The sequence below is a fragment of the Halarcobacter sp. genome, from assembly GCF_963676935.1.
Taxonomy (GTDB): Bacteria; Campylobacterota; Campylobacteria; order Campylobacterales; family Arcobacteraceae; genus Halarcobacter.
In genome coordinates this window covers 1,956,864-1,982,212 of record NZ_OY781470.1, presented here as the reverse complement: position 1 = coordinate 1,982,212, position 25,349 = coordinate 1,956,864, and the positions used below count along the sequence as shown (strand labels likewise).

General features: G+C 26.9%; 19 protein-coding genes. 18 read left to right on the top strand and 1 reads right to left on the bottom strand.

Annotated elements, in window-relative coordinates:
• Window positions 1-5: 5 nt before the first annotated feature.
• From ACKU4C_RS09725 to ACKU4C_RS09645, 17 genes are all read left to right on the top strand, one after another.
• The gene (locus ACKU4C_RS09725; RefSeq protein WP_321311673.1) at window positions 6-716 is read left to right on the top strand and encodes a DUF4214 domain-containing protein; all 711 of its coding nucleotides are present in this window, start codon (window positions 6-8) and stop codon (window positions 714-716) included.
• On the top strand, window positions 709-3,012 hold the full coding sequence (locus ACKU4C_RS09720) for a glycosyltransferase (RefSeq protein ID WP_321311672.1): 2,304 nt from the start codon (window positions 709-711) through the stop codon (window positions 3,010-3,012). The genes ACKU4C_RS09725 and ACKU4C_RS09720 overlap by 8 nt, the downstream gene beginning before the upstream one ends.
• A gap of 2 nt (window positions 3,013-3,014) precedes the next feature.
• Window positions 3,015-4,178: a glycosyltransferase family 4 protein gene (locus ACKU4C_RS09715; protein WP_321311671.1), complete on the top strand. Its 1,164-nt coding sequence runs from the start codon at window positions 3,015-3,017 to the stop codon at window positions 4,176-4,178.
• Window positions 4,179-4,495: 317 nt separating this feature from the next.
• Window positions 4,496-7,462: a DUF4214 domain-containing protein gene (locus ACKU4C_RS09710; protein WP_321311670.1), complete on the top strand. Its 2,967-nt coding sequence runs from the start codon at window positions 4,496-4,498 to the stop codon at window positions 7,460-7,462.
• A 158-nt stretch (window positions 7,463-7,620) separates the two neighbouring features.
• Complete coding sequence (locus ACKU4C_RS09705; RefSeq protein WP_321311669.1) at window positions 7,621-9,729, top strand: DUF4214 domain-containing protein; 2,109 nt, start codon at window positions 7,621-7,623, stop codon at window positions 9,727-9,729.
• A gap of 194 nt (window positions 9,730-9,923) precedes the next feature.
• Complete coding sequence (locus ACKU4C_RS09700; protein WP_321311668.1) at window positions 9,924-13,406, top strand: DUF4214 domain-containing protein; 3,483 nt, start codon at window positions 9,924-9,926, stop codon at window positions 13,404-13,406.
• Window positions 13,407-13,605: 199 nt separating this feature from the next.
• Window positions 13,606-13,731: a DUF4214 domain-containing protein gene (locus tag ACKU4C_RS09695; protein ID WP_407933769.1), complete on the top strand. Its 126-nt coding sequence runs from the start codon at window positions 13,606-13,608 to the stop codon at window positions 13,729-13,731.
• A gap of 216 nt (window positions 13,732-13,947) precedes the next feature.
• Entirely contained in the window at window positions 13,948-14,982 is a 1,035-nt protein-coding gene (gene gmd, locus ACKU4C_RS09690) for a GDP-mannose 4,6-dehydratase (RefSeq protein ID WP_321311667.1), read from the top strand.
• A gap of 3 nt (window positions 14,983-14,985) precedes the next feature.
• On the top strand, window positions 14,986-15,756 hold the full coding sequence (locus tag ACKU4C_RS09685) for a D-hexose-6-phosphate mutarotase (protein WP_321311666.1): 771 nt from the start codon (window positions 14,986-14,988) through the stop codon (window positions 15,754-15,756).
• A gap of 7 nt (window positions 15,757-15,763) precedes the next feature.
• The gene (locus tag ACKU4C_RS09680) at window positions 15,764-16,642 is read left to right on the top strand and encodes a GDP-mannose 4,6-dehydratase (RefSeq protein ID WP_321311665.1); all 879 of its coding nucleotides are present in this window, start codon (window positions 15,764-15,766) and stop codon (window positions 16,640-16,642) included.
• The gene (locus tag ACKU4C_RS09675; RefSeq protein WP_321311664.1) at window positions 16,632-17,753 is read left to right on the top strand and encodes a glycosyltransferase family 1 protein; all 1,122 of its coding nucleotides are present in this window, start codon (window positions 16,632-16,634) and stop codon (window positions 17,751-17,753) included. The genes ACKU4C_RS09680 and ACKU4C_RS09675 overlap by 11 nt, the downstream gene beginning before the upstream one ends.
• Window positions 17,750-18,880 carry a glycosyltransferase gene (locus ACKU4C_RS09670; protein ID WP_321311663.1) on the top strand — a complete coding sequence of 377 codons (1,131 nt, stop codon included), beginning with the start codon at window positions 17,750-17,752 and terminating at the stop codon, window positions 18,878-18,880. The genes ACKU4C_RS09675 and ACKU4C_RS09670 overlap by 4 nt, the downstream gene beginning before the upstream one ends.
• An 11-nt stretch (window positions 18,881-18,891) precedes the next feature.
• Complete coding sequence (locus tag ACKU4C_RS09665) at window positions 18,892-20,229, top strand: sugar transferase (RefSeq protein ID WP_321311662.1); 1,338 nt, start codon at window positions 18,892-18,894, stop codon at window positions 20,227-20,229.
• Window positions 20,230-20,318: 89 nt separating this feature from the next.
• Window positions 20,319-21,332 (top strand): ADP-glyceromanno-heptose 6-epimerase, encoded by a 1,014-nt coding sequence (gene rfaD, locus ACKU4C_RS09660; RefSeq protein WP_321311661.1) that lies wholly within the window; start codon window positions 20,319-20,321, stop codon window positions 21,330-21,332.
• Window positions 21,333-21,398: 66 nt separating this feature from the next.
• Window positions 21,399-22,775: a D-glycero-beta-D-manno-heptose-7-phosphate kinase gene (gene rfaE1 / locus ACKU4C_RS09655; protein ID WP_321315862.1), complete on the top strand. Its 1,377-nt coding sequence runs from the start codon at window positions 21,399-21,401 to the stop codon at window positions 22,773-22,775.
• On the top strand, window positions 22,776-23,342 hold the full coding sequence (gene gmhA / locus ACKU4C_RS09650) for a D-sedoheptulose 7-phosphate isomerase (RefSeq protein WP_321311660.1): 567 nt from the start codon (window positions 22,776-22,778) through the stop codon (window positions 23,340-23,342).
• A gap of 2 nt (window positions 23,343-23,344) precedes the next feature.
• On the top strand, window positions 23,345-24,211 hold the full coding sequence (locus ACKU4C_RS09645; protein WP_321311659.1) for a glycosyltransferase family 4 protein: 867 nt from the start codon (window positions 23,345-23,347) through the stop codon (window positions 24,209-24,211).
• Here ACKU4C_RS09645 and ACKU4C_RS09640 read toward each other — a convergent pair.
• Window positions 24,208-25,008, bottom strand: a complete 801-nt coding sequence (locus tag ACKU4C_RS09640) for a DNA ligase (protein WP_321311658.1) — start codon at window positions 25,006-25,008, stop codon at window positions 24,208-24,210. The genes ACKU4C_RS09645 and ACKU4C_RS09640 overlap by 4 nt on opposite strands.
• 152 nt (window positions 25,009-25,160) lie before the next feature.
• On the opposite strand from ACKU4C_RS09640, the gene rpmB reads away from it, so the two are divergent.
• Entirely contained in the window at window positions 25,161-25,349 is a 189-nt protein-coding gene (rpmB, locus tag ACKU4C_RS09635; RefSeq protein WP_320034550.1) for a 50S ribosomal protein L28, read from the top strand.

Sequence of the window (25,349 nt, the reverse complement as noted above, 5' to 3'; positions counted from 1 at the left end):
CTGTAATGTTGACATTAAAAATACAAAGTATAGATAAAAATGAACTTTATGAAAAATTAGAGAATGAAAAACAAAAACTTGAAAAAATTGCTTATGAACGAGAATTAAGAAAACAATTATTAAATGAATACTCTATTAGATTTAATCATTTAAAAGAATCTATTAGTAGTAATTATTTAAAACAAGACTATAGAATATTACATAAAAATACTTATACTCTTGGTGAGCTTTTATATTTTACTGATGTAGATTTTATAAAAAACTGTTATAGAGCTATACTTCATAGAGAAGCAGATGAAAATGGCTTGAATTATTATCTTAATAAATTAAGAACAGGTAAATTACACAAAATTGATATTATAGGTAGAATATATTTATCTAAAGAATCAAGATTAAAAAATATTAAAATTGTTGGTTTATGGCCAAAGTTCATATTAAGATCATTTTATAAAATTCCAATTATTGGTTATATTTCTGAATTATTAATTACAATTATCCGTTTACCTAAAATTGTAAAACGAAATGATATTTTAGAAAACCATATTTCTCAATTAATTAAATATGAGTCTGATCAAATTTATTTTTTATTGAACTCATTGAACAATGAAAATATAAAAACTAGAAGTAATATTAATGAAAATATTGCTGTACTTGAAAATGGATTAGGAAAAATAATAGAAAAAATTAAAATTCTTGAGGAAGAAAGAAATGATTAAAGTTGCAGTTATTATTCCTTGGTTTGGAAAAGATTTAAAAGGCGGAGCAGAGCAACTAGCTTGGCAAGTTTCTTCGAGATTAAATATTCAAAAAGATATAGATTTAACGGTACTTACAACTTGTAGTAAAAGTTTTTTAGATGATTGGTATAATGATTTCTATAAAGAAGATGAATATATTGTAGATGGACTCAAAGTAAAAAGATTTTCAGTTGATAATATAACTCCTCTAAAGTTTGGAGATTCTAATGGTAAAATTATATCTCATAAAGAAAAAGGTAATTATTTTCCAGTTGCTAAAGAAGATGAAGACTTTTTTATAAATGAAAATATAAATTCTAAAAATCTTGAAAATTATATAGAAAAAAATAAAAATGAATATGACATATTTTTATTTCTTCCATATCTATATGGTCCAATTATAAAAAATATAAATAAAGTTAAAAACAAAGCTGTTTTACAACCTTGTTTACATGATGAAGGTTATGCTTATTTAAAAGCTGTAAGAGAAAATTTTATTGATGGAAAAGCAATACTATTTAATTCTACAGGAGAGCTTGAAATAGCTACAAAACTTTATGGACCTTCTATGATTTTAAAATCATATATGGTGGGTAGTGGAATAGAAGTTTCTTCAAAATTGCTTCAAAGTGAAAAAGGCGAACCTATAGTAAAAGGTGATTATATTTTATTTATAGGTAGAAGAGATGCTACAAAAAATACAACTTATCTAATTGAAGTTTTTGAAGAATATGTTAAAAAAATAAAAAAAGATGTAAAGTTAGTTTTAGCTGGTGTTGGTACACTTCCTGAAAACATAGATAAGTCTTGTATTATTGATTTAGGTTTAGTTAGTGAAGATGATAAGTATAATTTAATACAACACTGTAAAGCAATGATAAATCCAAGTGAAAATGAAAGTTTCTCAAGAATCATTTATGAAGCTTGGTATGGTTTAAAGCCAGTAATTGTTAATAAAAAATGTAGAGCAACATATATCTCTCTTTTAGAGTCAAGTAATGCAGGTTGGGCTTTTGAATGTACAGAAAGTTTATTTAATATTTTTGATGAATTATTTTCTTTAAATGAAGATAAATTAAAAACTATTGCAGGGTCTGGGTTTAAATATGCAAATGAAATTGCTAATTGGGATAATATCATTCAAAAATATATTGAAATATTTAAATCAATAATAAGTGATAATAAAAAGATAGATGATATTAATAAAGCAGAAAAAAAAGTTTTTCAAGTTGGAGCAGGCTTTGATGGTGGAGATGCAATATCTGAACAAATGCTTTACATTGATAAAATGGCAAAAAAACAAGGTTTTAATTCTGAAATATATTGTGAGTTTGTTAGTCCTGAATCTCAAAAAAAATATGGGATAAAATCAATAGATGAATTTAAAGATGATGAAAATATGGTATTGATTTATCATCACTCTATAGGTAGTAAGGCTACTGATTATACTTTAGATTCGAAAGCAAATAAAAAATGCATGATTTATCATAACATAACACCTTCAGATTTTTTTATAAATTATGACGAATCTTTCGCTCAAATATTAAAAGAAGGTAGGGAAAAATTACCTGCTTTAAAAAATAAGTTTGATAAGGTATTTGGGGATTCAAAATTTAATTGTGATGAATTAGAGTATATTGGATACAAAAATACAAAAGTATTACCTCTTGTGATTGAACCAAATAAATGGTCGATGAATATAGATAATAATTTTATGAAAAGATTTGCAGACGGTAAAAAAAATATTTTATTTGTAGGTAGAGTTTCTCCTAATAAGTGTCAACATGACTTAATAGAACTTTTTGATGAGTATATGGAATTATATGGAAATGCAAGACTTATTATTGCTGGAAGATATCTTCCTAATAGTTTATACACACATAAAATTCAAAACAAAATAAATGAATCAAAATATAAAGATGATATAGTATTAACAGGACATATCTCATATCAAGAACTTTTTTCTTGTTATATGTCAGCAGATCTTTTTCTTTCAATGAGTGAGCACGAAGGCTTTGGTGTTCCTTTTGTAGAATCAATGTGGTTTGATCTACCAATATTAGCTTATAAAAGTACTGCAATTCCTGAAACACTTGATAGTGCAGCTATGATGTTTGATCAAAAAAGAAATTATAATTTATTATCTAGATTAATTTATATAATGTTACATGATGATGATATTAGAGAAAAAATAATTTTAGAACAAAAAAAGATTAGAGAAAAATATGAATTTTTTAGCCTTATTAAAAACTATGAAGAAATATTAAAGAGTTAATTATGATGAAAAAACAAAAAGTAGCTTTTATAGTTCAACGAAGTGGAAAAGAAGTTAATGGTGGAGCAGAATCATATTGTTTTACAATAGCTGAAAAAATGAAAAAATATTGGGATATAGAAATATTAACTACATGTGCTTTAGATTATATGACTTGGGAAAATTATTATGATGAAGGAATAGAAGTTGTAAATGATATACCTATAAGAAGATTTAAAGTTGATGAAGTTAGAGATATTGAAAAATTTAATAATTTTTACAAAAATGGAATGCCAGAAGCTGAAACAACAACAATAGAAAAAGCTGAAACGTGGATGAAACTTCAAGGTCCTAATAGTGAAAATTTAACAGCTTTTATTAAAAATAATTCAGATAAATATGATGCTTTTATTTTCTTTACTTATATATATGCTACAACATATTTTAATTTACCTTTTGTAAAAGAAAAAGCATATCTTGCATCATTTGCTCATGATGAAAGACCAATATACTTACCTATATGGAAAGACTTTTTCAAAAAACCTAAAAAAATGATATTTAGTACAGTTGAAGAAAAAAATTTTTTACAAAAACAATTTCCTGATGTTAAGTTTGATGGAGATATTTTTGGAATAGGTATAGATAAACCCAATGATATTTCTAATATAAGATTTAGACAAAAATATGATATATATTCACCTTATATCCTTTATATAGGAAGAATTGATGAAAGTAAAGGGGTTCATGATTTAATACAATATTTTTTAAAATTTATTGATAAATATAAGATTAATATAAAGTTAGTTTTAGCAGGAAAAAGTGTTATTGATATTCCTAAAAATGAATTTATTAAATACATAGGTTTTATAGATGAGCAGACTAAATTTGATGCAATTGAAGATTGTGAACTTTTAGTAAATTCATCTCCTTTTGAAAGTTTATCAATGGTACTTTTAGAAGCTTGGAGTATGAATAGACCAGTACTAGTAAATAGGATTTCTGATGTAATGGTTGGACAATGTAAAAGAAGTGGTGGAGGAAAAAGTTATTTAGGTTATGATAGTTTTGAAAATGAATTAAAATCAATGCTTGATGAAAATAAATACTATGATACCCTTAGCTCTTTTATTGAAAGTGAATATTCTTGGAAAGTTATTGAAAATAAATTTTTAAAATTATTAGATTAAGTTTTTTCAATACATATATCAAAAGATTCATACCTCTTCATGAACAATATTACAATAATATAAAATTAGATGACTATAAAGCATATGCTTTTGAGCATCTTTTTTATAATACTTTATAACTCTCCCTTTTTTTAATATTAAATAATTATTTTTAATTTAATAATATAATAAATTCTTATATATTAGTCTTTAGTATAATAAATAATAATTATAAATAATAATAAATTAAAATTATAAAAATAAGCTTGTATTATTTTAAAATAATGTTATAATTTTAATATTAGTTTTTAAGTTAATGTTAAAAATAGGGGGACATTATGAAAAAGTTAATGAGTTTAGTGTTTATAAGTTTAATATACTTAGGTGTACTTCAAACTAATACTATTGCGTCAAGTATGACTCAACAAGAAGCTTTTATTGAAAGGTTTTATCAAAACATATTAGGGCGAAGTGCAGATATTGGAGGTATGAATACTTGGCTAGAAGTAATTCAAAGTCAAAGTGCAGCAAAAGTAGCTTTAGGTTTTTTTCAATCACAAGAATTTGTTAATTTAGGATTATCAAATGAACAATATGTTGATATTCTTTATCAAACTCTTTTTAATAGACAAGCAGATAGTGGAGGAAGAGAGATTTGGTTAAATCAATTAATTTCAGGAGTAGGTAAATTAGAAGTTCTTTATGGATTTTTAAATGCTCAAGAGTTCCAAAACTTAGCTGATTCTTTTGGTGTTATATCTATAAGACCCGAAGATCAATTAAATTATAGTCCATACGGTACAACAGGAGTAGAGGGGTATGTAAACAGATTTTATACTCTGGTTTTAAATAGAACACCTGACCAAGTAGGATTTTATGATTGGGTAAGTCAATTAAATTCAGGAACAAAAGCGGGAGGAGATATAGCAAAAGGATTTTTTGGAAGTCAAGAATATTTACAAAGAGGATTAGATAACTCAACTTTTTTAGATATTTGTTATAGAGCTTTTTTTAACAGAGAAGCGGATGATGGAGGAAAAAATGATTGGTTATCACAAATTGATAGTGGTGCTACTGTAGATGATATTTTAAATGGTTTCATTGGATCTCAAGAATTTTATAATTTAATGGAAAGCTTTGGATTAAATAATATTGTTGCTCCTTTGTCCGTTTATGTGAAAGATAGTATGAATAATTTAGGATTTTATGAATCAGATGGTACTCCACATAGTGTTGTTATTTCAAATGATAATACAAAAGCATTTATTCCTAATGGAAGCAAAGGCTTTTTGATTTTAGATATAACTACACCAAATAATCCAACAAAAATTGTTGAATATGATACAGAAGGTTTTGTTATGACAATGATCTTGTCACCTGACAATACTAAGGCATATGTTCTTGATACTATGAAGGGTGTCATGGTTTTTGATGTTTCAAATCCATCTAGTCCAAGTTTACTTGGTAGATATTATGAAGAAAATTTTAATTCTTATGCTTTTGTAGTTTCAAATGATGATTCAAAACTTTATCTTGTTGGTGGAAACTATGGTTTAGCAGTCATTGATGTTAGTAATTCTACAAATCCATCTTTAATAGGTAAATACAATGTAGTAAATTATGCTGAAGGGATAAAAATTTCTAATAATGATAGTAAATTATATATTACAGATACTTCAGGCTTTAATATTGTTGATTTATCGACACCAACACCAACTTTATTGAGTAATTATGCTAATGCAGGAGGACATCTTTTTGATATATCTTCTGATGAAACAAAAGCTTTTGTAAAAGGGACAAATGGTTTATGGATATTAGATATCTCAAACTCAAATTCTCCAAGTTTATTTAGTAGTTATCAGATAGATAATAGTTATGGAATAAATAATATCAAACTTTCAAATGATGAAACAATGTTATATTATACAGATAGTGGTTTAGTTTATCTAGATATAAGTAACTTAAATTTACCTACTTATGTAGGAAAATACAGTCAGATGGGTGGAGTTTTTGCTTTTGAAATTTCAGATGATAAGACAAAAGCTTATGCTATTGTAAATGGTGATAATTTTGCTATTTTAGATATATATAATCAAAGTTTTGAGAATGAAATAGGTAGTTATTCTCTTGATGGGCAAGCAAGAGATATTATCTTATCTCAAGATAAAACAAAAGTTTATATCAGTAATCATTTTGCTGGATATAATATATTAGATGTTTCGAATATAAATTCTATATCAGAAGTTTTTAGTCAAGATACGGATGGATATGCTACCAAAATTCTTATTTCAAATGACAATTCAAAAATGTATATAGCAGACTCAACAAATGGATTATTAATATTTGATATAACTAATCTTTCAAGCCCCACTCTTATTAATAAATATAATACTGGTGGTGATGTAGCTTCAATTAAATTATCTAAAGATAACACAAAAATATTTATTGCAAATAGTAATTATAGTTTAGGAGAATCAGATTTCTTAATTGTAAATATAGAAGATACCTATAACCCATCTATCATTGGAAGTTATGCTACGCAAGGTAGAACTTTAGATTTAGTTCTATCAATTGATGAATCAAAAGTTATTTTAGCTGATAATGATAATGGGATTATTTCTCTTGATATTACAAATCCTGCATCTCCACAATTGTTAGGTTCTTATGATACAGAAGGAAATGCAACAAAAATTGTACTTTCAAAAAATGGTTCAAAAGCATATGTTGTTGATAGAAATTCTTTATTGGTTTTTGATGTTAGCAATCTTGAAAATATGACTTTATTAGGAGAATATAAAGCTACTGGTTATGGAGTGATTAATTCTGTAAGTTTATCTTTTGATGAGAAAAAAGCATATATTTCTGATACATCTAATGGATTAATTGTTTTAGATATTGCAGACTCATCAAACATAAAATTAATAAAAACTTATATTCCTTATTCAGGTTATGACCATTTAATTTTTGATGATGAACAAAAAGCATTTGTATTAAATTATAATAAATTAAGTGTATTAGATATGACACTAGATAGCTTTTTCAAATTGAAAGATTTTGGAGTTTATAATATCAATTTAGATATTGATACAAGAGATAATACTCCATTGACAATTGATGTACAGCTTGATAGAAATGATATTATATCTTTAGGAAACTATTCTCAAAACATAAATTATATAGGTCAAGATATTACTATTCCTATTAGTTCAATTTTGGGACAAGTAGGTCAAACAAAAATTACAATTAATGTAAGTACTCCTGAAAAAACAAAAACAAAAACAGTTTACTTTAATGTAGCACCATAAACTTAAGAGAAGAAGGTTTTCCTCTTCTCTTTCTTGTATAATAAATATACATTTTTATTTTTATATAATAATCAATATCATTATAAGTAAATTAATGGTATTATTATTTTAATTTTTTAAATAGGAGAAAATAGGACATGTTGGTTATTAGTAGTTTAATGAAAAAATCTTTTTTTATGATAACATTAATAGTATCTATTAATTATTTGTATGCTGAAGAGATTTTTGAAAAAATAGGGAAAAATTCAGGTGGATATTTTAATAATTTAGCTTTTTCAGCAATAAAAAGTGATGGCTCTGTTGTTGCTTGGGGAGATTCAAGATATGGTGGAGATATAAGTAGTGTTGCATCAGATTTAAGTAGTGGAGTAACTAAGTTATATTCTTCATCTTCTGCTTTTGCTGCCTTGAAAAATGATGGTTCACTTATTACTTGGGGTTATCCTGAATTTGGAGGTGATAGTAGTAGTGTTTCATCAAGTCTTAGCAGTGGAGTAAAAAAAGTTTATTCTAATCCGCTTGGATTTGTAGCATTAAAAGAAGATGGTTCAGTTTTAACTTGGGGCAATCAAGATATTAATATTCCTTCTAGTTTAAGTAGTGGTGTTGTTGAAATATATTCAGCATATACTGGCTATGCAGCATTAAAAGAAGATGGTTCAGTTATACCTTTTGATAATTTAACTATGGCTCCTCCTGGTACTATAAGTGGAGATACTGTCTTATCGAGTTTAAGTAGTGGAGTAGTGAAAATCTATTCAATTGCAACGGCATTTGCAGCATTGAAAGATGATGGATCGGTTGTATCTTGGGGATTTATAGAAAACTTTGATAATGTTAAATCTAGTTTAACTAGTAACATAAATAAAATCTATTCAAATGCTTCATTCTTTTCAGCAATTAAAAATGATGGTTCAATAATAATGTGGGGATATGATATGCTCCCACCAGATTTGGGCTATTCTATTATAAATCCTCCCTCTTCAATAGATGGAATATCAAAAATCTATTCATCAGGGTCTGCTTTTGCAGGCTTAAAAGAAGATGGTTCCGTTGTAACTTGGGGAAGTTCAATGGGTGGAGGAGATAGCAGTAGTGTATCAAATGAACTTAGTAGTGGTATTAATAAAATTTATGCAAATGCTTATGCCTTTGCAGCATTAAAAGATGATGGCTCAGTTGTAACTTGGGGAAGTTCAATGTCAGGAGGAGACAGTAGCTCAGTTTCTTCAAAAATAAGTAGTGGTGTAGTAAAGATATATCCCACTGAAGGTGCTTTTACTGCAATTAAAGAAGATGGTTCTATTGTATCTTGGGGTGGACAAGAAGGTAGTGAAATAGATACAAGTAATTTGCCATCAAATCTAAGTGAAAGTATAGCAGGAATTTATTCAAATATGGAAGCTATTGTAGCTTTAAAAACTGATGGTTCTGTTATTGCTTGGGGAAAATCTAGTTATGGAGGCGATATTTCAACTGTTGCAGATAAACTAAATAGCGGTGTAGTATGTATACAAAGTATTTATGAAGATTGTACTGTAAATATAGCTACATATCAACAACAAACCTTCATCGAAAGGTTTTACCAAAATATCCTAAATAGAAGCGCAGATACAGGAGGATTAAATACCTGGCTAGATATAATCCAAAATCAAAGTGCCGCAAAAGTAGCCCTAGGATTTTTCCAATCACAAGAATTTATAAATCTTGGACTCTCAAATGAACAATTCGTAGATATACTGTACCAAACACTGTTTGATAGAGTAGCAGATAGTGGAGGAAGAGATATTTGGTTAAATCAATTAAATAATGGTACTAGTAGAATAGAAGTAATATACGGATTTCTAAATGCTCAAGAATTTAAAAACCTAGCAGATAGTTTTGGAGTAACACAAATAAGAGATATAGATCAAATAACAGAAGTACCAGGATATGTAAATAGATTCTATAACTTAGTGTTAAATAGAAGCGCAGATGAAGTAGGATTTAATGATTGGGTAAGTCAATTAAGAGCAGGGACAAAAGCAGGAGGAGATATAGCAAAAGGGTTTTTTAATTCCCAAGAGTATATGCAAAGAGGATTAGATGATTCAACATTCTTAGATATATGCTATAGAGCATTTTTTAATAGAGAGGCAGATGCAGGAGGTAAAAATAGTTGGTTGTCACAAATAGCACAAGGTGCAACAACTGATGATATTTTAAATGGCTTTATTGGTTCTCAAGAGTTTATTCAACTTGCTGCTTCTTATGGAATTAATCCATAATTTAATTAAATCTTAAAAGAAAGTAGAGTTTTCTACTTTCTTTTTCTAAAAAATCAAAATTATTTTTACTTATAATTCTTATACTTAAGTATTTTACTAAATTATTAATATAAACTTAAAAAAATATACTAATTTGAATCCATTTAGAAACTTTTTTTTATTATAATTGTTGTTATTTATTTAAAAGGTAAAAAATGGATTCACTATCTTCTTCTATAAAAGCAATTATAGTAATTGTTCTATTAAGTTTAATGTGCATAACAAATGCAAATGCTAATACAAGTCAACAAGAAGCATTTATAGAAAGATTTTATCAGAATATACTAGGAAGAACAGCAGATAGTGGTGGAATGTCAACCTGGTTAGATGTAATACAAAATCAAAGTGCAGCTCAAGTTGCAATGGGATTTTTAAATTCTCAAGAATTTATAAACTTAAATCTGACAAATGAAGAGTTTCTTGATGTTATGTATCAAACAATGTTTAATAGAGTAGCTGATGATGGTGGGAAAAATGATTGGTTAAATAAAATGAATAATGGAAGAACAAAACAAAGTGTAATGTTTGGATTCTTTCAATCACAAGAGTTTAAAAACTTAACTGATAGTTTTGGAGTAACACAAATATTAGATAGTGATAGACCAAGTTTATCAGGAGTAGAAGCTTATGTAGATAGATTTTATTCATTAGTATTAAAAAGAAACTATGATGAGAGTGGATTTAATGATTGGGTAGAACAATTAACAAATCAAATAAAAGATCCAACAGAGATAGCATCAGGGTTTTTGTTTTCTTCAGAATATATAAATCAGAATGAAGATAATAATACATTTTTAGAGACATGTTATCAAGCATTTTTTGGAAGAGCATCAGATGCGGGAGGGAAAGCTGATTGGTTAGATAAGATAAACAATCAAGGCTATACAAGACAGCAAGTATTTGAAGGTTTTATTGGTTCTCAGGAGTTTGTTAATTTGGTTAAATCCTTTAATCTAAATGATTCGGAAGAAAATTTTAATAAAGTAGTAATTCAAAATAATTTTATAGAAAGTACTTCTGATAATAATGGAATTTCAGTAAAAACTAATTTAGAAAAAAGAGATTCTGGAAACTTTATTGGTTCAACAATTGTAAATACTGATATGGATAAAAAAGTAAATATTACTTTTCCTATAAATAATCAAAATCTATTTTCAGATAATGAAACAGAAGAAACATTAAAAAGTAAGATAGATATAAAAGTTGAGCAACAAGCTGATGGCAGATATGTAGCAACAATTCCAAAAGATTTAATTTCTAGTTGGATTCAAAGTAATTCTACTATTGTGATTGATGGTGAAAAAGTAGATGTTGAAATAATTGATGATGATCCTGTAATAGGTTGGCCAGCTCCTTCTTATGAGGAACCAAAAGGTTATTACAGTAGTGATTTTGTACGACCTTTTAATGTTTCTAATTTAAGAGAACAATTATTAGATTATTTAGGAGGAATAAGAATCCCTGCTACTTACCCTTTTGTAGATATTAAATCTAAAGCAAATGCTAAAAAATCGTTGATAAGTAATAGTGATACATGGAATGAACTTACAGATTCATTAACTTTAAAATATCAAATATTATATTATGCAAATTATGATCAAAGTCACGATTCAATAAGAAATATAAATATTGAAACAAATGTAAAAGAACTTGATCTATTTTATGATGATTCGAATACAAATAAGCAGAGAAACTTTTCGTTTAATTTAAAACAAGAATATGGGAATGGCAGTGTCTATTATATAATTGGTTCTGAACATTATATTGCAGTTGATGTTGAATCAAATAAAATAATTGGAAGCAGTCTAAATGACTTAATAAATAAAGATTTTTCAGTATCTATATATGAAAATAATTGTAATGAAGATACTTTTGGAAAATTATCAGGTTGTAATAAAACAGAAGTAGAGGAAAATTATTTTAATAGATTAGGATATTTTACAAGGAGTGCATCTGATTTTAATAATATTACAACACTCTTTAAACAAGATTTTGAATTTATGCCTTATATTCATGTTGATGATAATGGTTTCACTGAAACATATGGTGGAGCTTATGAAACTATCAGGAGTTATTTTGGGCAATATAAAGAGATAAAATATTCAGCCCCTATTTTGACACTTACAAGTGATTTAGAAAATAAAACTTTTATTGATGGAGTTGATTCTATAAATATAAAATGGACAGCAGGTTCTGAATGGGCAAATGATGATGTTTATATATCTATTCAATGTAAAGGAAATGTTGAAGATAAATGGTATTTTATAGACAAGGTAGCACATATACCAAATCAAGAAAATACATATACTTGGAATATTGGAAACTTTGGAACTAATTCAGTTTATTGGGATGATATAATACATGATCAATGTAGAATTGAAATAGCTAAAAATATAATACACACAAGTAGTGACAGAAGTGGATATTTTAATATTAGTTCTCAATTCTCATTAACATACTCTTGGGTAGAAGGAGATTGGTCTTCTTGTCAAGGAGAATGTGGTACTAATAATGGAACACAAACAAGAACAGTTCAATGTAAAGCTTCTGATGGAAGTTTAGTTAATGATTCATATTGTAGTGGAACTAAGCCAAGTACTTCACAATCTTGTACTGCAAGTGAGTGTACAGATGGAAAATATACAAGAGAAAATGATATTGTTACAGATAATAATACAGGACTTCAATGGCAAGATGATATTGATGCAAAAACAGTTACTAAAACTTTAGCTGGTGCTTTAACATATTGTGAAAATAAAATATTAGGAGGCTATATTGATTGGAGGTTACCAACAATGCAGGAACTTCAAACCATTGTCGTTAGTGATAATTTTCCAACTATAGACTCTATTTTTGAAAATGTTAGCACTAACGACTATTATTATTGGTCGTCTACGGCTTATTCGGCTATTAACTATGGTTGGATTGTGGACTTTTACAGTGGTGACTCGTATAATGCTTATGCAGGTGCAAGCACGTCTGTACGTTGTGTAAAAGATTATAATTCAAGTACCCCAACAACATTACAAAACATAACAATAAATGGATCTTCAAGTTTAAATGAAAATACAACATCAAATTATACAGTAACGGCATATTACAGTGATGGTTCTTTTGAAGTAGTAATTCCATCATGGAGTGAAAACTCTTCATATTCAAGTATTAATTCGAGTGGTATTTTGTCTGCATCTTCAGTAAGTCAAGATTCAACAGTAACAATTACTGCTTCATATAATGGTAAAATTGCAACAAAACAAGTACTTATCAAAGATATACCTTATGATTACACTGGTAAATGGAGTGGAACATCATATGTATATTTAACACAAGACCCAAGTGTAAATTGTACTTGGAATTTATCAATTACAGTATATGAAAATGATACTGTATTTATCTCTTCAATGTTAGCATCTCAGAATAATGCAGTTGGAGAGTGTTCCTCTTCTCATTCAGATGGGATTATAACAAATACAACAGACAATAGTTTAGAATTTGATATAACTTATACATCAGCAGGAGAAATATTTGGAGGGAATAATTACATCCTATCTCGAGATGGTACACAAGTAAGTGAAACAAAAGACTTTACACTTTTTGGTTATTCAGCTAAAAGAGAAATTACTGTAAATAAAGAATGATTTTTTAAAGGGATATATAATTTATCCCTTTAATATTTTAAATTCTAGTAGCTTTCATAAATCAGACTTTTCAGTGGAATTTTATACTATAACTCTAACTGTTACTAATAATGATGGATTCACTTCATTTAATAGTAAAAAATTTTTTTACTATAATGATAGTTTATCAAATAACACAAATATTTAACAAAAAACCTTCATAGAAAGGTTCTACCAAAATATCCTAAGTAGAACAGCAAATAGCGGAGAGAAAAATAGTTTGTTGTCACAAATAGCACAAGGTGCAACAACTGATGATATCTTAAATGGATTTATTGTCTCTTAAGAGTTTATTTAACTTGTTGCTTCTTATAGTATTCAGTCGTAATTTATTCAAACTTGAAAAGAAAGTAGAGTTTTCTACTTTCTTTTTGTATTTAAATCTAAGTTACTTCTAAAATCATAAAATTATATCAAAAAACTATATTTATAATATAAAAGTAAATAATTACTCTAAGAAAAATTATGATAAAATAGACTTTATTATAAAATGGAGAAATAGATGAAGAAAGCGATAGTTACAGGAATAACAGGACAAGATGGAGCATATTTAGCACAATTATTATTAGAGAAGGGATATGAAGTATATGGGACATATAGAAGAACAGCTTCAGTAAACTTTTGGAGAATAGAAGAATTAGGGATAGAGAAGAATCCAAATTTACATCTTGTAGAATATGACTTAACTGATCAAGCGAATAGTATACATATGGTACAAAAGATTCAACCAGATGAAATTTATAACCTAGCTGCTCAAAGTTTTGTTGGTGTATCTTTTGACCAACCATTAGCAACAGCTCATATTACAGGATTAGGATGTGTGCATTTATTAGAAGCAATAAGAATAGTAAATCCAAAAATCAAATTCTATCAAGCAAGTACATCAGAGATGTTTGGATTAGTACAAGAGATACCACAAACAGAGAAGACACCACTTTATCCAAGAAGTCCATATGGAGTAGCAAAATTATACGCACACTGGATGGTAATAAACTATAGAGAGTCATATGATATATTTGGATGTAGTGGGATATTATTTAATCATGAATCACCATTAAGAGGAAGAGAATTTGTAACAAGAAAGATTACAGATTCAGTAGCAAAAATAAAACTAGGGAAATTAGATTGTTTAGAACTAGGGAATATGGATGCAAAAAGAGATTGGGGATTTGCAAAAGACTATGTAGAAGGGATGTATTTAATGCTACAAGCAGATAAACCAGATACATATGTATTAGCAACAAATAGAACAGAGACAGTTAGAGATTTTGTAACAATGGCATTTAAAGCAGCAGGAATAGAGTTAGAATTTCTAGGTAAAGATGAACAAGAGATTGCAATAAATAAAGCAACAGGAGAGACAGTAGTAAAAGTAAATCCAAAGTTTTATAGACCAGCAGAAGTAGATTTACTAATAGGGAACCCAGCAAAAGCGAAAGAAGTTTTAGGATGGGAGCCAAAATGTACATTAGAAGAGTTATGTGCAATGATGGTAAAAGAAGATTTAAGAAGAAATGAAATTGGGTTCTCTTTTTAATATATGAGTGACATTTTAGAGATAGAACATGAACTTTTTGATGCAAAAATATTACTTCAGGGTGCACAAATTGTTCATTTTCAGCTAAAAGATAAACAAAAATTATTTTGGCATACTGATTTTTCTTTTTTTAAAGAGGAAGAACCCTTTAGAGGGGGAATCCCAATCTGTTGGCCATGGTTTGGTAAAAAAAAATCACCTTCCCATGGTTTTGCTCGTATTAGTAAATGGAAACTAATAAGCCGAATTGATACCCCAACTAATGTAGCTTTAGAATTTATTTTAAATTCAGATATGGTAAATATAGAGTATTGGCCTTATTCTTTTGAACTTAAATTAAAGATGAATTTAGGGAAAAATTTTTCAATTTCATTAGAAATTGATTCAGAAGTTGAAACTACAGCTGCCTTACATACTTATTTTTATGTTAATAATATTTTAGATGTTCAAGTAGATAATTTAAATTTAAATTATTTTGATAGTTTAGAAAATAGATTAGTTAAAAGCGATAAAGAAAATCTTAAAATAGACAAGCAAATTGACAGAATTTATAAAATGACAAATTATAATATTATAAATAGTATTCATAATCAAATAAAAATTTTTCATAAAAATGCAAGTGATGTAGTTGTTTGGAATCCTTGGGAAGATGGAAGTTCTAATATAAGTGATATGAAAAAGAATGATTATATTAACATGCTTTGTGTAGAAACAGCAAGAATATCAAAAACAATCAAAAATGATTATTTGACAGTTGATATAGAGAAAAGGTAAGGAATAGATGAATAAAGTATTAATTACAGGTATAGATAGTTTTACAGGAAAATATCTTTCAATTTTTTTAGAAGATAAAGGATATGAAATTTATGGTACATCATTATCAAAAAGTGGTGATAAAAAATTTATTTGTGATATTACATCAAAAAATGATGTTTTAAATGTATTAAAAGAAGTTGAACCAAATTTTATTATACATCTATCTGGAATATCTTTTGCAGCTCATGGTAAAAATGAAGATTTTTATAAAGTTAATACTATAGGTACTACTAATATATTAGATTCAATTTTAGAATTAAACCAAAATCCATCTAAACTTATATTAGCTAGTAGTGCAACCATATACGGAAATCAAGGTAAAGAAGTTCTTGATGAATCATTATGTCCAATTCCTGCAAATCATTATGGTGCTAGTAAATATTCAATGGAGTGTTTATCTAAAGGATATTTTTCAAAATTACCTATAATTATAACAAGACCATTTAACTACACTGGTTCAGGACAAGCTGAACAATTTTTAATACCTAAAATTGTAAAACATTTTAAAGAAAAAAAAGATTCTATTGAATTGGGAAATATAGATGTTAGTAGGGAATTCAATGACATCGGATATGTTTGTGAAGTTTATAAAAGACTTTTAGAATGCGATAAAAAAAGTGAAATAGTAAATATTTGTTCTGGAAGAGGAATAAAACTTCTTGATGTAATTAGTAGTATGAATAAAATTTCAGGATATGAAATAAATGTTAAAGTAAATCCTGCTTTCGTTAGAAAAGATGAAATAAAATCTTTAACGGGTTCAAATGAAAAACTTTATAGTCTTATTGGTAATGTAGAGCAAAAAGAATTTGAATTAACATTGAGAGATATGCTTGAAGCTTAAAATATTAGTTGATGCTATATCTTTAATGTCTTCATTAACTGGTATAGGAAGGTATACTTACGAAATATCTAAAAATATAGAGAAATATGATGATTTTGAAGTAAATTATTTTTATGGTTATTTTAGTAAGAAATTAATTCATCCTTCAAATGGAAAAGATATAAAAGTATTAAAAAATATAATTTCAAAAAATATAATTTTAAAAAAGATTATAAGAAAACTATTGATTCTTTCAAGTAGAATTTTTTCTAAAAAATATGATATTTATTGGCAACCTAACTTTATTCCTAATGATAAAATTAGAGCAAAAAAAATAGTTTCTTCAGTTCATGATTTTTCATTTATTTTATATAAAGAATATCATCCAAAAGAAAGAATAGAATATTTTGAAAAATATTTTTTTAAAAATATAGAAAAAGCAGATGAAATAATTACAGGATCAAATTTTTCAAAACAAGAGATTAAAGAGAGATTAAATTTTCCAGAGAAAAATATACATGTTATTTATCATGGAATAAATCATAATTTATTTAAAATATATGATAATTTAGAGATTAATCAAACTTTACCTGAAAATTTTATTTTTTCTGTAGGAAGTATTGAACCTAGAAAAAATTTATTGGGACTTTTAAAGGCTTATAATAATTTGGATGATACTTTTAAAGATAAATATAAGTTAGTTTTGGCTGGCTTTAAAGGTTGGGAAAATAATCAAATAATGGAGTTAATAAACAAGGATAAAGAAAATATTCATTATTTAGGATATATTTCAGATATAGAACTTGCTAAAGTTTATAACAAAGCATCTTTATTTTTATTTCCTTCTTTTTATGAAGGTTTTGGTTTACCTGTTTTAGAATCTATGGCATGTGGCACACCTGTTATTTGTAGTAATAGTAGCTCATTGCCTGAAGTAGGTTCAGATGCAGTAGTTTATTGTAATCCTGATGATATAAATGATATAAATGAAAAACTTAAATTTGTTTTAAATGATGAATCACTTCAAAAACAAATGATAAAAAAGGGATTAAAAAGAGCTAAACAATTTAGTTGGGAAAAATCTGCAAAAGAGCATATTGAAATTTTCAAAAGGTTATCTAAGAATTTATGAATAAAAAAAATATAGATATATCCAATTATAAAATAGCAATAGTACACGATTGGCTTGTTACAAATGCTGGAGCAGAAAAAGTTTTAAAGTCTATATTAGATATATTTCCTGAAGCAGATATTTTTTCATTAGTTGATTTTTTAAATGATAAAGATAGAAAAAATATTTTAAAAGGTAAATATTCAAAAACTTCATTTATCCAAAAATTACCTTTTTCAAAAAATAAATTTAGGAACTATTTACCTTTATTCCCTCTTGCCATTGAAAGCTTAAATTTAAAAGAATATGATTTAATAATTAGTTCTTCTTGGGCAGTTGCAAAGGGAATAAAAAAAGATAAAAATCAACTTCATATTTGTTATTGTTACACGCCAATTCGATATGCATGGGATTTGTATGATGAATATACTAAAAATCTAAAACAGCCTAAAAAAGCTTTAGTACAATTTACTTTAAAATATATAAGAAATTGGGATATTAAGACATTAGATAGAGTTGACTATTTTATAGCAGATTCCATATTTGTACAGGAGAGAATTAAAAGAATTTATAAAAAAGAATCTAAAGTTATATATCCCCCTGTTAATATTGATAAGTTTTTAATAAAAGAAAAAAAAGATAATTTTTATCTTACTGCATCAAGGTTAGTTTCTTATAAAAAAACTAAATTGATTGTGGAAGCATTTAATAAAATGCCTGATAAAAAACTTGTAGTTATAGGTGATGGTGAAGAGTATGATAATATTAAATTAATAGCAAAAGAAAATATCCAGCTTTTGGGTTATCAAAGTGATACTACATTAATTAAATATATGCAAAATGCATGTGCTTTTGTGTATGCTGCAGTTGAAGATTTTGGTATAGTACCTATTGAAGCTATGTGTTGTGGTACTCCTGTAATTGCTTTAAATAAAGGTGGCACAGCTGAGACAGTTATAGATAAAGAAACTGGTATTCACTTTAGTAAACAAAGAGAAAATAGTATTATTGATGCAATAAAAAAATTTGAAGAAATAACTTTTAATCATAAAAATATTTCAAATCAAATGAAAAAATATAGTGACAATAGATTTAAAAAAGAATTTTTAAATTTTATAATTTCAAAACTAGATAAAGAAATAACATAGTATAATTAAGCATGATAAAAAGATTAAATCTCTCAAATATTTTATATATTATTATTTTAGTCACTGCTGATATATTTTTTTTATTAGTCTCTTTAAAAATTGCTTTATATATAAGGGCAAGTTTTCTATCTGAATTTTTTCCATTTTTAGATACTTCAACTTTTCATAGATATTATTGGATTGTTTTATTATCTTTTGTAATTTTCTTATTTGAAAAAATATATTTTATACGTTATGATTTTTGGAGTGATACAAAAAGAGTATTAAAAAGCTTGTTATTATCTTTTGTAATAGTATTTACAGTTATTACATTAACAAAAATGTCAAGTGAATACTCGAGAGCATTTATCTTAATATTTTTTATTACAGCTTCTTTTCTTATACCTATTTCAAAAAGATTTTTAAAAAAACTTTTATTTAAATTTAATTTTTTTAAAGTTAATGTAAGAGTTGTGGGAAAGTCATTTTTAGTTGATGAAATGAAAGAAGAACTAAAAAAGAATTGGTACTTTGGTTATAACGTATCAAAAAAGAGATTCAATGTTGTGATTTTAATATCAAAAAACTTTACAACTGAACAATCAAAAAGACTGATAAGAGTTTATTCTAAAAAAACAAAAAATATTTATGTAATACCTTATATGCATCACATTGATTTTACACATGCAAATATTGTAGATTATTTTAATGTAAGACTATCTGCTATTTGTATTGAAAATAGACTTTTAAATTATAGAAATTTGCTTACTAAATATTTTTTTGAAAAAATATTAGTTTTGTGTATTTTACCTTTTGGTATTCTTCTTCATATTTTTATGATAATACTAATTAAAATTGATTCAAATGGAAAAGTTCTTTTTAAACAAAAAAGATTAGGCATAAAAGGTTCTAGTTTTAGTTGTTATAAATATAGAACAATGTATGAAAATGGTGATGAGATATTAAAAAAATATTTAATCAATAACCCTGATGAAGTAGAGCATTATTCAATTTATCATAAATATAAAAATGATCCTAGGATCACAAAGATAGGAAAAGTATTAAGGGCAACTTCTTTAGATGAATTTCCTCAGTTTTTTAATGTTTTAAGAGGAGATATGAACTTAATTGGTCCAAGACCATATATAATTAATGAAAAAGAAAAGATTGGAAAATATAATAAGGATATTATATTAGAAGTAAAACCAGGGATAACTGGATTATGGCAAGTTAGTGGTAGGAATAACTTGACTTTTTCAGAGAGAGTTGAACTTGATAAATGGTATATTCAAAATTGGTCTTTGTGGATGGATTTTGTGATATTTATGAAAACAATTAAAGTTGTTTTTTCTAAAATAGGTGCTCAATAATTTAATATATGAAAATTCGTTTTATAATCACTTAGAATCTAATCAAAATTTTGTTAAAATATTATCCTTTAAATAAATAGGAATTTTTTATGAAATATACAGATATAGACTTTAATAACAAAAATATTTTAATCACAGGTGCTGCAGGATTTATTGGTTCTAACCTTTGTTTTTACTTTCAAGAAAACTATCCGGAAGCAAATATAATTGCTCTTGATTGTTTTAGAAGTGGAGAGACTTTTTCAAATGGAAATCTAAAAAGTTTTGGTCATTTTAAAAATTTAATTGGTTTTAATGGTCAAGTGATAAGTGGTGATATCAATGATAGTACACTTCTAGAGCACTTAGAAAACTCATACAAATTTGATTATATTTTTCATCAAGCAGCTATTTCTGATACCACAGCTTTAGAACAAGATATTATGATAAAAACAAATGTTAATGCCTATGAAGACTTACTTAAGATTGCTATAAAGCATAATGCAAATATGATTTATGCAAGTTCTGGTGCAACTTATGGGGATAGCAATAGATTTGAAGTTGGATATGAATCTCCAAACAATGTATATGGATTCTCAAAAGTTATGATGGATAATATTACATATAAGTATTTAAAACAAGGTGTTGATATCTCTATTGTAGGACTTAAATACTTTAATGTGTATGGTCCAAGGGAGTTTTATAAAAATAAAACAGCTTCTATGGTAGTTCAATTTGGACATCAAATTTTAAATGGTTCTACTCCTAAACTTTTTGAAGGTAGTGATAAAATTTTAAGAGACTTTATCTATATTGAAGATGTAGTTCAAGCAAATATAAAAGCTTGTAGTCCTAAAAAGAGTGGTGTTTACAATGTAGGTACAGGAAAAGCTAGAAGTTTTGAGGATATTGTAAATATTTTACAAAAAGAACTGAATATTGACAATGGAAAAGAGTATATCCCAAATCCATTTATAGGCTCTTATCAGTTTTTTACCCAAGCAAATATTGATTCTACAAAAGAAAATTTAGAGTATGAACCAAGGTTTTCTATGGAAGAGGGGATTAAAGCATATATCCCTCAAATAAAAGAACTATTTGAAACAGAAGTTAAAAAAGGATAAAGATTGCAAACTGTTCAAAATTTAGCTTTAAAAAATCAGCCAAAGATATTAGTGATTGGTGATTTAATGATAGATGAATACCTTTGGGGAAATTGTGAAAGAATCTCACCTGAAGCACCTGTTCAAATAGTTGATATAAAAAAAGAGACTACAGTCTTAGGTGGAGCAGGCAATGTTATAAGTAATCTTATAGCTCTTGGTTCAAATGTTGAGGTTTTATCTGTAATTGGCGATGATGAGGTTGGTTTATTAGTAAAAGCCATGTTAACTAAGCAAGGAGCAAAAGCTTCACTAGTTGAGCAAAAGGGAAGAAAAACTTCAAGAAAAACAAGACTTATGGCTTCTCACTCACAAGTTGTTAGATATGATAAAGAGAGTAAAAATAATATTTCTGTCCAAAGTGTAAAATTACTTTATGAAAAGTTTCAAGAGAAAATAAACAGTTATGATATTGTTCTTTTATCAGATTACAACAAAGGTGTTTTGACAAGTGAACTTCTTGAAAAAGTTATCACTTACGCAAATAAAAAAGGTAAAAAGGTATTAGTTGATCCAAAAGGTAGTGATTTTACAAAATACAAAGGTGCTTATCTTTTAACTCCAAATAAAAAAGAAGCAGAATTTGCTTCAGGTATAAAAATCGAAAATGAAACAGATTTAAAAGATGCCTTAACAAAACTAAAAAATGAAGTATCTTTAGCTGTTTCAGTTATAACATTAAGTGAAAATGGAATAGCGATTTTAGAAGATGACAAGGTGAATGTTAAACCAACAGTTGCAAGAGAAGTTTATGATGTAACTGGTGCAGGGGATACTGTACTTGCTTCATTGGGGTTTGCTTTATCTTTAGGTTGTGATATTAGTACTTCAGTTGAGTTTGCTAATCTTGCAGCTGGTGTAGTAGTTGGGAAAATAGGAAGTGCAACTGCTTCTTTAGATGAGATAGAAGAGTATCAAGCTTCTTTACATAAAAGTTCAATTGAACTGCACATAAAATCTTTTGAACAAATAGAAAAAATATCAACTAGACTTAAAAAGCAAAATAAAAAAGTTGTTTTTACAAATGGCTGTTTTGATATCTTACATAAAGGTCATGTAAGTTATTTAAACACTGCAAAATCTTTTGGTGATGTTTTAATTCTAGGATTAAATTCAGATGCCAGTGTAAAAAGATTAAAAGGTGAAAATAGACCAATAAATACTCAAGATGACAGGGCATATATCCTTTCTGCTTTAGAGTGTGTTGATTATGTAGTTATTTTTGATGAAGATACCCCCTATGAACTTATAAAATTAGTACAGCCTGATATTTTGGTAAAAGGTGCTGATTACGAAGGTAAAGAAGTAGTTGGTTCAGATATAGCAAAACAAACAAAGTTAGTTACTTTTGTAGATGGTAAAAGTACAACAAAGACAATTGAAAAGATCCAAAAGGTTAATTAGATGAATTTAGTTATAGAAAAAGAGTTCTTAGGACATTTAGATACTATACATAAAGTTATAGAAACAATGGGAGAGCCTTTACAGCAAGCAGCAGCAATAGCCGTAGAAACATTAAAAAATGGAAATAAAATTCTTCTTTTTGGAAATGGCGGAAGTGCAGCAGATGCACAACATATTGCAGCAGAACTTACAGGAAGATATAAAACTGAAAGAAGAGGTTTACCAGGTATTGCACTTACAACGGATACTTCAGCCTTAACTGCTATTGGAAATGATTATGGATATGATAGAGTTTTCGATAGACAAGTTGAGTCTTTGGCTGTTAAAGGAGATTTACTTATAGGTATTTCAACTTCTGGAAACTCGAAAAATGTTATAAATGCTTTTAAAGTAGGGCAAGAAATAGGGTGTAAAATTGTAGGTTTAAGTGGTAGAGATGGTGGAGCTATGAATGATTTATGTGATATAAATCTTGTAGTACCTTCAGATGATACTCCAAGAATACAAGAGATGCACATACTTTTTGGTCATACAATTTGCCAAATCATAGATAATGAGTTAAGTTAAATATGAGCCATACAATAAGTTTCAAAGCAAAAAATAGACTTATAGAAGAGTTACTAAAACAAGATAATATCTCTTTACTTTCAAAAAACTCTTTTATGGATAAATTATTATTCAAGAAAAAAGAGTATGCAAAAGTATATTTTCATACAGGAACAATTGATAATATTGCAAGTGAAAATATAAAAAATGCAAAGAAAATTATTGTTAACTCTAAAACTTTAAAAGAAGAGATTCTACAAAAGTTTAATATAGATGAAAACTTTGTTGAAGTTGTTTATCCAGCTGTTGATATTGAGTATAAAAAACCTAAAGAGATTAAATTACAGTTTTGTGAAAAATTTAATATTGATCCAAAAAAGAAAATCATCTTTTTTACAGGAAGAAATCTAAAAGCTTCAGGTGTTATTGAGTTTATAAATATTGTAATGCAGTTAGCAAACAATAATTTCTTTGCTCTTGTAGCAGGAGATAAGAAACAGATTACTAATTTGAAGTTTCAGTTATCTAAATTTAATTTAGAAGATAAACTTTTACTTCTTGAAGATTATAAAGATATAGATGAACTATTTTTAGCTTCAGATATATTTCTTCTTCCAACACATACAAAAAGTTTTGCACTAAATGTTCTAAAAGCTATGTTTTGTAAAACAGTAGTTTTTACTACTGTAAACAATGCTTCTAAAGAATTAATTGATGTGTTCTCAACGATGGATTCACCAAATGACAGAAGTATGCAATTTAAACTTGAAGCAATTTTACAAAATAAAGAAGATATGAAACTTATAAAAAAACAAAATAGAAAAATTGCAAAAAACTATACTTTGGAAAAACAGTTAGAAAAGATAAACTCCATATTAGAAACAATTTAATCTTTTCTAATATGTAAAAAAGATGCAAACTTTGGTTTACCATTTTTTGTAAAACTATAATATTTAAAAGTTACTATCTCACCTATTTTAGGTGGAGTTATTCTTTGTTCCTTTGTAAATCCTGTTCCTAGATTAAATATTATCCCATTTTCAAGTTCCAATTTCAAACTTTTTAGAACCTTTGTTTTATCAGATATATTTACACCTATAACTTTACCTTCCATATCTTTGGCTTTTTTTACTTTTAAAATATAAGGTGATCTTCCTGTATGATAAGGTTTATTTGGATCTTTTATAATTATACCTTCCCCTTTTTTCTTTATAATATCTTCTAGGTAGCTATTTAGGTGCTCTTTATTTATAACTTTTTTTTGCTTTATTATATGAACATGTTTATTTTTATTTTTAAAAAACCACATTTTTGCTTTTTCTAATCTTTTTATAAAATTACCATTTGTATTTGGTACTTCAAAAATATTATAAGTTATCTCATTCCATTTTGAACTTGGTGTTTTATCCATTACAATACTTTGGATATTTTCAAAATCATCTCTTTTTGTCCAAAGTTCCCCATCAAGTTCAAAATTAGGAAAGTTTTTTATAAACCAATTTGGTGCATAAATCTTTTTGCCTTTTCTTGTAAGTAGCTCTTTACCATTCCAATATCCTCTTATCCCATCAAGTTTTTCGCTCATAAGCCAAGAGTTTATATTTTCATCTCCTTGGTAGCTTTGGGGTTTTTGAATTTGCATTGCAAAAGTAAAAATAGATAATAAACATAGTATAATAATTCTCATAATTTGCCTTTGTAATAAATAATGTAAAATATTATCATATTAAAGATAAAAAGATTTATTTTAAAAAACATCTTAAATTTAACTTTAACTTAAGAATTGCAAGGTATAATACGCGAATATTTTTCACTATAAAAAATTTGAAGGAAACTAAAATGTCAAGAAGATGTGCAATTTCAGGAAAAGGACCTATGGTTGGTAACAACGTAAGTCACGCAAAAAACAGAACTAAGAGAAGATTTGTGCCAAATTTAAGAACTGTTAGAGTTACTTTAGAAGACGGTACTACACAAAAAATCAGAATCTCAGCTAAAGAGTTAAGAACTCTTAAAAAACACTCATAA

Excerpts from the sequence above, each read along its gene's own strand:
- ACKU4C_RS09680 (WP_321311665.1), top strand. The coding sequence starts at position 15,764 with ATGAATAAAGTATTAATTACAGGTATAGATAGTTTTACAGGAAAATAT.
- ACKU4C_RS09710 (WP_321311670.1), top strand. The coding sequence starts at position 4,496 with ATGAAAAAGTTAATGAGTTTAGTGTTTATAAGTTTAATATACTTAGGT.
- ACKU4C_RS09645 (WP_321311659.1), top strand. The coding sequence starts at position 23,345 with ATGAGCCATACAATAAGTTTCAAAGCAAAAAATAGACTTATAGAAGAG.
- rpmB (WP_320034550.1), top strand. The coding sequence starts at position 25,161 with ATGTCAAGAAGATGTGCAATTTCAGGAAAAGGACCTATGGTTGGTAAC.
- ACKU4C_RS09685 (WP_321311666.1), top strand. The coding sequence starts at position 14,986 with ATGAGTGACATTTTAGAGATAGAACATGAACTTTTTGATGCAAAAATA.
- gmhA (WP_321311660.1), top strand. The coding sequence starts at position 22,776 with ATGAATTTAGTTATAGAAAAAGAGTTCTTAGGACATTTAGATACTATA.
- rfaE1 (WP_321315862.1), top strand. The coding sequence starts at position 21,399 with ATGATAGATGAATACCTTTGGGGAAATTGTGAAAGAATCTCACCTGAA.
- ACKU4C_RS09715 (WP_321311671.1), top strand. The coding sequence starts at position 3,015 with ATGATGAAAAAACAAAAAGTAGCTTTTATAGTTCAACGAAGTGGAAAA.
- ACKU4C_RS09720 (WP_321311672.1), top strand. The coding sequence starts at position 709 with ATGATTAAAGTTGCAGTTATTATTCCTTGGTTTGGAAAAGATTTAAAA.
- ACKU4C_RS09640 (WP_321311658.1), bottom strand. The coding sequence starts at position 25,008 with ATGAGAATTATTATACTATGTTTATTATCTATTTTTACTTTTGCAATG.
- ACKU4C_RS09700 (WP_321311668.1), top strand. The coding sequence starts at position 9,924 with ATGGATTCACTATCTTCTTCTATAAAAGCAATTATAGTAATTGTTCTA.
- ACKU4C_RS09670 (WP_321311663.1), top strand. The coding sequence starts at position 17,750 with ATGAATAAAAAAAATATAGATATATCCAATTATAAAATAGCAATAGTA.
- ACKU4C_RS09725 (WP_321311673.1), top strand. The coding sequence starts at position 6 with ATGTTGACATTAAAAATACAAAGTATAGATAAAAATGAACTTTATGAA.
- gmd (WP_321311667.1), top strand. The coding sequence starts at position 13,948 with ATGAAGAAAGCGATAGTTACAGGAATAACAGGACAAGATGGAGCATAT.
- rfaD (WP_321311661.1), top strand. The coding sequence starts at position 20,319 with ATGAAATATACAGATATAGACTTTAATAACAAAAATATTTTAATCACA.
- ACKU4C_RS09665 (WP_321311662.1), top strand. The coding sequence starts at position 18,892 with ATGATAAAAAGATTAAATCTCTCAAATATTTTATATATTATTATTTTA.
- ACKU4C_RS09705 (WP_321311669.1), top strand. The coding sequence starts at position 7,621 with ATGAAAAAATCTTTTTTTATGATAACATTAATAGTATCTATTAATTAT.